The organism is Rhodococcus sp. DT1, assembly GCF_049844875.1.
Taxonomy (GTDB): Bacteria; Actinomycetota; Actinomycetes; order Mycobacteriales; family Mycobacteriaceae; genus Rhodococcus.
Window position 1 is genome coordinate 443067 of record NZ_JBNCLW010000003.1, and the last position, 9877, is coordinate 452943.

The following is a 9877-nucleotide window of genomic DNA, read 5'->3' on the forward strand; positions in this document are numbered from 1 at the left end:
AGTGACGACCATCGACGAGTTGCAAGCAGCGGTGCGTGCCTTCACCGACGAACGCGAATGGGGACAATTCCACACTCCGAAGAACCTGATCATGGCACTCACCGGAGAACTCGGCGAGCTCGCAGAGATCTTCCAGTGGCTTACTCCCGAGCAAGCGGATCAACTCGATCCGCAACAACGGAAGCAGACCTCCGACGAGCTTGCCGATGTGTTCATATACCTGCTCCGGCTCGCCGACGTCCTTGACATCGACCTGGCCCACGCCGTTCGGAGCAAGCTCGCCTCCAACGGCAGCAAGTATCCCGTCGACCAGGCGCGCGGCAACGCCACCAAATACACAGAACTGAGGACCTCGTCAGGTACCGACTGATAAACGCGGTAAGGGGCGCGATCCGGAGGTGTGAATGCGCGTCGATCCGTTGCCCTGACGATCGAAACCGAGGAGACCCGACCGGTTGCGTTCCGAAGATGCACACCTACACGATCGCCCGAGCTGTTCAGCGAGAGTTGCTTAGGCGTTCTGCGTTGTCCATTGGCAGGCTTTTCGGTGCCGGCCGAGGGCGGCACGGTCTGGACGCTGCCTCGGATTCGCGGGTACCCGGAGTGGTCTGCCATCGAACGATGCGTACTCGCTGCGTTTCAGCATCGGTGAAACTTCGATGGTGAGCAGATCCGTGACAGTCCACATCTGCAAGTCGAAGAGAGTGTGGAGATCAGCGCGAAGCAATATTCCATTGGTGACGTGGTTGCTGTGATCGCCGAAGTATCGGTCGATGTGTGCTGCTTCGAGAACCGATTCGACGTTCGATCCTGTTACAGCGCAACTGTGTTCGTACGCAACGAGGAGTGATTGGCGAAACCTACGCTGGCCCCGTCGGGCTGCGATCTCGCGTTTCGCTCGCTCACGCAGATCGTCGCCATGCGTATACCCGGGAGAGTACTCGAGCTGGGTGTCGTCCGGTAGCGGGAGACTCGCAAAGGCGATATCGCTCCGATTGTCGAACAGGGATCTAAGGTGCGATTCGGCTACCGGACCATCGATTTCGTTGGCTGGGGCTTGCGCGGCGTAGTTGCGTCCGTGCTCTCGTTTGAGCTCGCCCCACGTCAAGGAACGCTGGGGAACCTCGCTAATGGTCTCGAAGTCGAAGCGATGGGTGTAGCCGCCGTCGTCTCTGTCGATCCAGTGAGCCGAACGCGAGCCGGGGGTGAGTTCGTAGAGAGCGCTGGTTGCGCGAACCCTGCTGATTAGCCCGGTCCCTGACAGCCAGAAGTAGATATCGTCTCCAGGCTCGATGCGTCGGAAGAACCCGGGCTGGCGGACATCCCAGAACCCGTCGTCGCGCGCGAAATCCCAATGCTGTGGAGTGCCCTTGCCGATTTTGACGATCCAACTGGTCAATGCCCATGCGCCTTTTCAGGTTCGCATCGGGTGGGGGCATGTCCTGTGTCGGAAGCCCGTCGGGCCGTGCTCGTGAAGTGTTAGTGGTGAGGAGATAGTACTGGGCGATCAGGTCGCGTATCGCGTCCCGACCTGGGTTCTCGGCCGTGGATCGTGGATCGGGGTAGATGTGGCTATACGAACCCCTCCTCGACGAGGGTGAACCCTTCGGTGGTGACGACGTGTGCTTGCCCGGATCCTCCGGCGACTCGGCACCAACTTTCTACGAACAGATAGCTGCGCATAAGTCGGATGGAGAAGCCGCCGTACATACCCGGGATGGGGAACCATAACGCTTGGTCGGTGGTCTCGGCGAGTACCTCGGTGGCAGGGTGGCGGAGCCGTACAGGCAGAGCAGGGCGGATTCGAGATTCGACCAACCGCGCCAAGTGTTCGTCGAGCTTGCTGAAGACGTCATTGTCGACACGCTTGGATGTGGGTGGGACGAGCGAGTCGCCAAGCGTGATGTGTCCCTTCTTCACAGCAATATCGTGTGCAGTTTCGCCGGACGCGGTGCGTAATGACGGCCATCCGCCACGTTGGATGAGTTCCTCGACAACCGAAACCGGCGCGTTGTGCCAGGCGGCTTGGTGAAGTGGTGTGTACCAGGACTTTCCATACGCACGCCACGAGTTCGGCGACAGGGTGTATCTGTGGGTATCGAGCAGGCCGAACACAGCCTCCCAGTTTGCGGCTCTGGCTGCATCGGCAAGTGCGTTTCGAACCGCGATTTCCTCTTCGGAGAAATGATCGAGTCGCCCATCCCACACAGTCGTTTTGGGATGGTCGGGATTTTCAGCCCCGTCGAGGCGCGCAGGAGCGCTGGTGTCGCCCGCCGACGTGTCACCGTTTATCTCGGCCACTTCTGAACTCCGTTCCTTGATGTTCGCCTGCACTTTCAGATATCGAAGTGCCAGGACAATTGCAACCTCCGCGATGTGGGCTTGCGTGCCCTCAGAGTTGCGTGTTGGTTTGGAAGGTCGAACCGAGCAATAGCGTCACACGTAGCTGACATGCGAGTCAGCCGGCTCACTTGGTGTCATCTGGAGCTGTCACGGAGCTGCTTCGCGAGATCCATTCCGGCACGATCCAGGTACTGCGCGAACGCAGCGTCGGTCCGGACATCGCCAGGTTGAGGGAACGGAATGCTGTAGGCATCGAGCGGGATCGTGCTATCAGGTCCTCGATACCATCGTGCAGTCGGTCCAGTTCCTGGGTAGATGAGCATGACCCGGCTCGGACGCCGCCCTTCGTCCGCCACGAGGTGGCTGTAGGCGAACATTTGGTATTGGTCGTCGCGGCTCGGTGCCACGAGACTGCTACGCAACTTGTATTTCGCATCGATCACCACGAGATCGTCGCCAAACTGGGCCACGAGATCCGGGAATGTGCGGGATCCGCTGTCCGCCTTGCCGGACCAGGGGTCCGCCACCACCCCCGTACCGAGTCTGCTTTGATTCCGCACGGCGTCGAACCCCGCGCGTTGAAGCAACTCCTCGACAATGCGTTCCCACAGCTTGTCGGTGCGTGTCGACAACTCGAAGGCATCGGTTTCTCGGGAATGCGCCTTGCCTGCGATGTGCTCGCGTTCGCTCAGGACTGCCAGGCTCATCGCGAGCGCGTCGGACCACGGGCGATCCAGACGGGACAAGTGGAGGCGCGGCCCGTCTGTAAGTGCGGCACGAAGCGGTGTCGAGGTGACCTCGCTGAGAGTCCGCCGCAGACCGACGGCATCGTGCCGCAGCCGTGTTGTCGAGTATTCGGCAGAGAACGGGGACGGAATCGAGCCGCCATCGGAAATCCAGTCGAGCGCCGCACACACGATGCCCAGTAGGGCAGTGGATCCGGTCAGTTCCGCGTAGCGGCATTCGATTCTCGGGTCTCCGGTGGCGTGGTAGCGAGCCAGACCGGCCGGAACCACCCGACCTCGAATCGTTGTATGCGCCGCAACAACCGGGCGAAATCCGCGACGGGCGGAGGAGATACGACGTTGAACCTCGTCGAGAAGGCGGCGATAAAGCATAGGTCGGTGAAGCTGTGATCGAGTAAATTCGGCTGAAAGTGGTTCGGATTCGCGCCGGAGCAGATTCACACGGTTGCACAATCGGAGCAGATCGGTTGCCGCGTGAGTGTCGACCGCGGGGAGTGTGGCGAGCAGACCCGTCCGTAAAGGTGAGACGTCGGGGTGGAGTAATGCCTCTCCCCACCTTCGTTTCGACTTCTCTGATTCGATCACTGAACGCTGTAGGCATCGCTCAGTGAGGTTTTGGAGGTCGGGGTTGTCACGGACGTGAAGTCGGTCGGTTTCGTAGACGGTTGCGAGGTAGTGGCCATCCGCTCGTCGTGGTCCCGCCATGTGGAGCGTCCCCTGATGTTCAGGACGCCAGGCTTTCGGCGCGACTGTCAACAGCAGTTGTGTCCCGTCCACGCTCGCCGAGGAGAACCCGACGCGGGCGCCACGTGGTGACGCTGCAATCGTGACTGTCACGAGTCCATACCGGCCGCTGCGTCGAAGTCGTCGAGAACCAACTCGTCATCAGAGCCCGGGTCGCCGACCTCGATTCCCGCGATCCGCGCCCCTCTCGCCAGCCCGGTGCCTTCGACGACAAGCATGAGTCCGAACTGGGCCAGATAATCGTCCAGGGCGCCGAGAGCATCCATGGCACGGTCGAGAGCTTTTTTCTCGATCTCGGAATGGGTATCGAACCATGCGGGTCGGGTGTGGCTGTCGAGAATATCGTCGGCATTGAGTGCTCGGACCGAATCGATCAATTGGGGGAGGATCGTGTACCTCCAATAGCTTGCAATCACGTCTGCGGGATTTCGGGAACGATCATTGAGTGCGTCGGCAATCGAGTAGAAGTAGGAGTGTCCGAGTAGTGCGTCGGGGCCCAGGCAGGGCCGCAACGCATGTTCGTTCACATTCTCCAGAATCCGAGCCCCGCTGCGGAACAACTCGCGATCAGCGGAGGACAAGATGGATGGCGCAGTCACTTCGCCCAACTCGGGTTCCAGCCGGTGGAATGCGAACCGGCGACGTAACGCAGCGTCGAGCGGTGCCACCGACCGGTCCGTTGTATTGGTAGTTGCCACGACATACACGTTGTCCGGGACGAAGAACGTGCGACCGGAGTAGGGCAGTCGAGCTGTCGTCGTTGCCGACCAATCGTGGGCCGATCCGCTACTTGGTCCGGCACTGCGTAATCTTGCGCGACGGGAAGACTCCAGTGTCAGTAGCAAGTCGCCGAAGACGCTCGGAATGTTGCAGCGATTCAACTCGTCGAGCAGGACAAGCACGTCCTCGTGTGGCGCGCGTACCGCCGCACGGCACACCTCGACAAAGAAGCCGTCGGCGACTGCGAACGAGGTATCCCGAGCCGGAGCTTCGTCGAAATATCCGGGCGCATCCACGCGTACAGACGGGACGGGGCGCAACCCCTCGATGAAGTCCTCGTAAGAAGTACTCGGGTGCATCACTGTGGTGCGGTACGGGCGCCCATCAAAATCGTGTAGCGACCGACCGGTTCGGGAACGCCATTGACGTGCAATGTTCTCGATTGCGTATGATTTCCCCGTGCCTGGAACGCCTTCGAGGACGATGTTCTTGAACTGCAGTAAGGACTCGAGGATGGGATCGGATTCGTAGGAGCCGGCGAACTCGTCGGAGTGCTGATCCTCGTAGTGTGTCCGATGGGTGAAGGTGCCCTCGAGCAGGCCGGGTATGCGGGCGTCGAGGAACGCAAGCACGTCAAGAATATGGTCGTCGCCGATCGGGTAGAGATACCCCTGGTTGACCTTGCCGTTCTTGTCGAACGGCGCAGTCGCGAGAAGCTCCTCAGGGAACTCCGACGCGGAAATAGGGTTGGCGAGTTCCCTGTAGTCGATGGGGCAGAGGTATCCCGCAGGTGCGTATTGTTCGAAGAGATTCGACTCGGGATCCGTCGCCTCTCGCGGGTGCCCGTGAACAGTGCCGACGGCGGTGATCTGCTTGTTTGTGTAGTGCAGGACGAGTTGCCCCTCCTGCAGTTTCATGACATTCGACCAGGACGGGACGACCCTCCCGTTCTTCGCACGTTGCCCGGCCCACACGTATCCGCCATCACGCTCAGTTGCGTAGTTGGCGCCTTGGTTGACCCACCACAGCCCCTTGAACTTTACGACCGGTACGCGGAGCGCCTTGAGTTGGGCTCGGGCGTTGTCCGTGACAAAGTCGGACGCTGTGAGCGGGCGTCCGGTCGCATACTTGTGCGCGACGCCGATGAGTGCTTTGGGATCGTAGAATCGCCCGTTGAGATGCACGAGATACCCGGTGGAGACACCGAATCCGTAGGTGTCGAGCATCGCCTTACGGTCGGTCGTGTCGAACTCGCTGATGGCAGCGTCGAGGTGCTTTCGTTCGATATCGCGGATTGCCATGTGGTCGCTTTCATTGGACGTGATGTGGGCTTCAGGCGGGGTCGAGAACTGTCGCATCCAGAGCTGCTCGGGCCAGTTGAGCGCAGTGGGACCGGATCTGTGAGCTTCTGCCCTTGCGCATGAGCGCGAGATTCAAACTGGCCGCGGCACGCATGATCACGGGGTCTTCCGTCATTGTTTCGATTGCTTTGTGACCGCGGGCAATCAGTTGTTGCTGCGACGCGCCACCTGGTGCGTGCTTGATCTTGCCGCGGCGTATTCCACGCCGACGCAGATAAATTGCGCATCGGAATGCGCCGTGCGGAAGTTCGTCTCCATCGACGAAGAGTGACGCTTGAACCTGGCCGGACGGCGCGGTGAACAGTACAAAGGTTTCCATCCAGTTGATGGTCACGCAGGATAACCTTGTCGGGTTCGAAGTAGGTAGACAGCTGACTGACCAGAACTGCGCCTCGGTGCGCCGAGCGTGGCATACCGTGCTCTTCAGGTACTTGCCGACAATCTCGATGAGGTCCGTCGCGTCGGGACGACCACCGAATCGTGCCCATCTGTGGGCGTAGCTCTCGATTTGGTTAGCCGGCAAGTCCGGCGGTGCGCAGTCGAAATCCAGCGAGTTCCGGGCCACAGGTTCCTCGAGCCAGAGAGCCTGGTCGTCCGTTGTCACGACATCGTTCAATACCGAGGTTCCTTCGAATCGAAGGGCGTGTTCGCGGTTCCGTACGACGAGTCCGGACTTCTCCGCGTCGTGAATCAGTGAACGTTCGCGGTCCCTCAATGCGGAGTATGCACCGGCGAACCGCTGTAGGCGGAACCCGGTGATGTCGTCATAGGTCTTGCCGTGAGCAATCAGGCGACTGGCACAGTCGCTCCCGGAGATACCGATATAACACGCACCGTTGGCGAACTCCACCAGGTAGATGCCGCGCAACCCGCGAGGGCCACGACGTGAGCGTGGCACCGACATCGCCGCCGGCGTGTAGGGAACGTGAGGCCCGAACCCATTGGCAGTGGCCCACGAATCTGTCGAATGCACCTGAGTGTCCTGTCCGTTCAACCCTTGAACTGAGCTGCGGGCGCGCAGTTCAGATGAAGCACGTGCGCTGCGATGAGGTCGTTCTCGAGTTCCAGCAGCTGATGTGCCAGTCGATTCGGCGCAGCAACCCAGGAGACCTCCAACCTCCGCTGGGCCGCGAACATTTCACCCTGCGCGTGGCCGACTTTGGTGATCTTTGACAGGTGCGCAACGGGCCGGTTCGGAAGCACACCCTGCCCGATGTACAGCAGGGCGCCGTCGCAATCACCCCGTATGCGATACAGGCCGACCGTGTTCGAGGGGATTCTGTATCGAGCATCCGAGAGCGCGACCCACTCGCTCCAGCTGTGTCCACACCACGACTGGCTCTGTGCGGAGGGGGTAAGCGGACCGACCGGGGGCGCTCCGACCAGGTGCTCCGTCAGCGGGGATCCGTCGTACAGGCCACCACGAAACCTGGCACCCGCGGCTATGAGGCGTGAGTTGTTCTGCGATGAGGCGCGGTAGCCCTTCGGGACACGGCCGAACTGTACGGTGGGTGAAGCGCCGAACTCCTGGCGGTAGAGGCCGATCGCCAACGATTCCAGCCCCTTCCGAGCGTGCGAATCGCCAGCGAATTCTGCAAACGACGCCTCGAATTCACAGCCGGTTGAGTGGTGTAACGCCCACAGCGCGGGTGCCGCGGTGTGCGGATCGCGATAGGGCATCTCCTCGGCGTGGCACCGGGACAACGCACCCAAGCGCTCACGAAGACTCCGTCCGGTCTGCCCGATGTAATCGAGACCTTCGGAATCGCTGCGGCGGACACGGTAGATGCCCGGGAGTCGGGGGACAGAGGCATTGCGGGAGATTCCCAGCAGTGGAAACCAGCTGCTCCAATCTGGTGTTGAGCCCGTGATCATCCGATCTGTGTCTTCTCGCCGAGTACCGTGTCCGCTCCGGCTGCGTCGATGGCGCGGACAGCAAGGGTTGCCCGTGCCAGGTGCTCTGGCAACGCCGCCGAGAACTTCAACCCTCGCAGTGCGCCCGCGTCCACTGCCGGGAGAGGCCTCGAACGCCCATTGCGTAGTGCGGCGAGTCCTTCACGGATATCAGCGACCGTCAGGTCTGCGTGCAAACGCAGCGACTCGGCTCCGATCCGCTGCCGCGGCGGAACCAGATCCGTGGCCCACGCCGCGAGGGTTCGGTTCGCCTTCGAGCCTGCCCACGTCCACCAACGCCAATCGTCCCGATCGTCGCGAGTGATGACGAATGCACCATCGGTGACGTGGCCGGAGCGCTGCAGACGCTGGTCTTCCAACGTCGCTATGGCTCGTCGCGTCAACGTCACTCCGGAGGGCATTGCACCGAGCAGCACATCACGAATACCGCGCGCGATCTCGAATGAGGCACCATCGGGCATCGAACTCCACTTGGCGCGACCTTGGATATGGGTGGACTCGACGAATACGTGCCGTCGCTTCCAATCGATGTGAGTGACCTTCCATGACCGCCCACCGAGCAGCAGAATACGCGGTCCCTCGACGTCGTCGGTGAGCACACTGGTCTCTACCGAGCCGATTTCTTGTCGACCGGCCCATACCTTGAACTCTGGAGCGGCGGTGAACACCGCGAGCAGCTCCATGAAATGCCGCCGCCCAAAGTGTTTTTCGGCCTCAGGTCCAATGAATGCGCTGCCCGCATCGTGTTCGAGGAATCCTTCGGCGAGCAGGTGGTCGAAAACCTCCTGACCGTCGCAGTCGAACAGCGGCAGCGATCCCCATGCCCGCTGCCAATCGACGAGCGGAACGCGGCGGGTCTGCAACGCGGCGGCGAGCAACTGTTGGGCTGCGATATGCCGGGGTTGCGGCGTCGGTAACACCGGCTCAACCCACCCGCGAGACCAGCACTGCAACATACCGAGGGTGTCGAGTACTGCCTGATCGGTAAGAGCAAGGAACAGACAGTTGCGGGTGGTACCGGGGCGGCGGCCTGTGCGACCGAGTCGCTGGAGGAACGACGACACCGTCCGAGGAGCATTGATCTGGATTACTCGGTCGAGGTCGCCGACGTCGATACCGAGTTCGAGAGTGGAGGTGGCGACAATGACGCAGTCGCGAGCCTCGGCGAACGCTTCCTCCGATTCACGGCGTTCGGCCGCGGACAACGAGGAATGCGAGATGAAGGTGGTGATGCCACGTCGGCGCAGCTGGGTTCCCAATTCTTCGGCGAGCCTCCGCGAATCGACGAAGACGAGTCGCTTCTCCCCGGCGTGCAGCGCGGCGATCACTTTTGCGGCATTCTCGATACCATCTACGGAGTCGACGGTGATCTCGGGAACCACTGCAGCGCCTGAGACTGCGGGGGAGATGACGCGGCCGGGGGCGGTCGTGCCACCCTGCAACCAGCCGAGCAACTCGTCCGGATTCCCGACGGTGGCGGACATACCCACCCGTTGCAGACGTCGTCCGAGCAACGTTTCGAGTCGGGCTAGCACCGCCAGCAGGTGCCACCCGCGGTCGTCACCCGCGAATGCGTGTACCTCGTCAACGACCACGGCCCGCACGCCACCGAGTAGTTCGTCTGCGTCGACACTTTCGGAGACAAGCATGGACTCGAGCGATTCCGGAGTGGTCAGCAGGATGTCGGGTCGGTCGCGTTTGATACGACCGCGGACGGACTGACCGACGTCTCCGTGCCACGTCATCGCATCGCGGCCGAGCCACGTCGCGTAGTCCGCCAGACGCGGCTGCAGGTTGTTCAGTAGCGCCTTGAGCGGGCAGACGTACAACACCGAGATGCCGGTCCAGCGTTCGGACTGCATACGGGTCAGCAACGGAAATATTGCCGCTTCGGTCTTCCCGCCTGCGGTCGGAGCGAGAAGAATCGCGTCCGATCCGGTGACGATCGGCGCGACCGACTCGTCTTGTAGCGGCCGCAGACCAGGCCAGCCGAGCGAGTTGACGATGTGATGCTGCAGCACCGGATCGAGCAGGTCGAAGCCGGTCATG

At 61.5% G+C, this 9877-nt stretch carries 8 protein-coding genes; 1 reads left to right on the forward strand and 7 read right to left on the reverse strand.

The window, feature by feature from the left end; translation table 11 throughout:
- Position 1: 1 nt before the first annotated feature.
- Positions 2-370 carry a nucleotide pyrophosphohydrolase gene (locus ACLQ3J_RS09740; protein ID WP_425902998.1) on the forward strand — a complete coding sequence of 123 codons (369 nt, stop codon included), beginning with the start codon at positions 2-4 and terminating at the stop codon, positions 368-370.
- 141 nt (positions 371-511) lie between these two features.
- On the opposite strand, the gene ACLQ3J_RS09745 is transcribed toward ACLQ3J_RS09740, so the two are convergent.
- The 7 genes from ACLQ3J_RS09745 to ACLQ3J_RS09775 all read right to left on the reverse strand — a co-directional run bounded on the left by ACLQ3J_RS09745 (position 512) and on the right by ACLQ3J_RS09775 (position 9876).
- On the reverse strand, positions 512-1399 hold the full coding sequence (locus ACLQ3J_RS09745) for an HNH endonuclease (protein ID WP_425902999.1): 888 nt from the start codon (positions 1397-1399) through the stop codon (positions 512-514).
- 173 nt (positions 1400-1572) lie between these two features.
- Entirely contained in the window at positions 1573-2334 is a 762-nt protein-coding gene (locus ACLQ3J_RS09750; protein WP_425903001.1) for an ankyrin repeat domain-containing protein, read from the reverse strand.
- Positions 2335-2477: 143 nt separating this feature from the next.
- A complete protein-coding gene (locus ACLQ3J_RS09755) occupies positions 2478-3530 on the reverse strand; it encodes a 5-methylcytosine restriction system specificity protein McrC (protein ID WP_425903003.1) in 1053 nt (350 codons plus the stop codon).
- Between the two features lie 392 nt (positions 3531-3922).
- Positions 3923-5737 (reverse strand): McrB family protein, encoded by a 1815-nt coding sequence (locus ACLQ3J_RS09760; RefSeq protein ID WP_425903004.1) that lies wholly within the window; start codon positions 5735-5737, stop codon positions 3923-3925.
- 148 nt (positions 5738-5885) lie between these two features.
- Positions 5886-6782 carry a hypothetical protein gene (locus ACLQ3J_RS09765; RefSeq protein ID WP_425903005.1) on the reverse strand — a complete coding sequence of 299 codons (897 nt, stop codon included), beginning with the start codon at positions 6780-6782 and terminating at the stop codon, positions 5886-5888.
- 122 nt (positions 6783-6904) lie between these two features.
- Positions 6905-7789 (reverse strand): GIY-YIG nuclease family protein, encoded by an 885-nt coding sequence (locus tag ACLQ3J_RS09770; RefSeq protein WP_425903006.1) that lies wholly within the window; start codon positions 7787-7789, stop codon positions 6905-6907.
- Positions 7786-9876: a DEAD/DEAH box helicase gene (locus ACLQ3J_RS09775; protein WP_425903007.1), complete on the reverse strand. Its 2091-nt coding sequence runs from the start codon at positions 9874-9876 to the stop codon at positions 7786-7788. The genes ACLQ3J_RS09770 and ACLQ3J_RS09775 overlap by 4 nt, the downstream gene beginning before the upstream one ends.
- Position 9877: the final 1 nt, after the last annotated feature.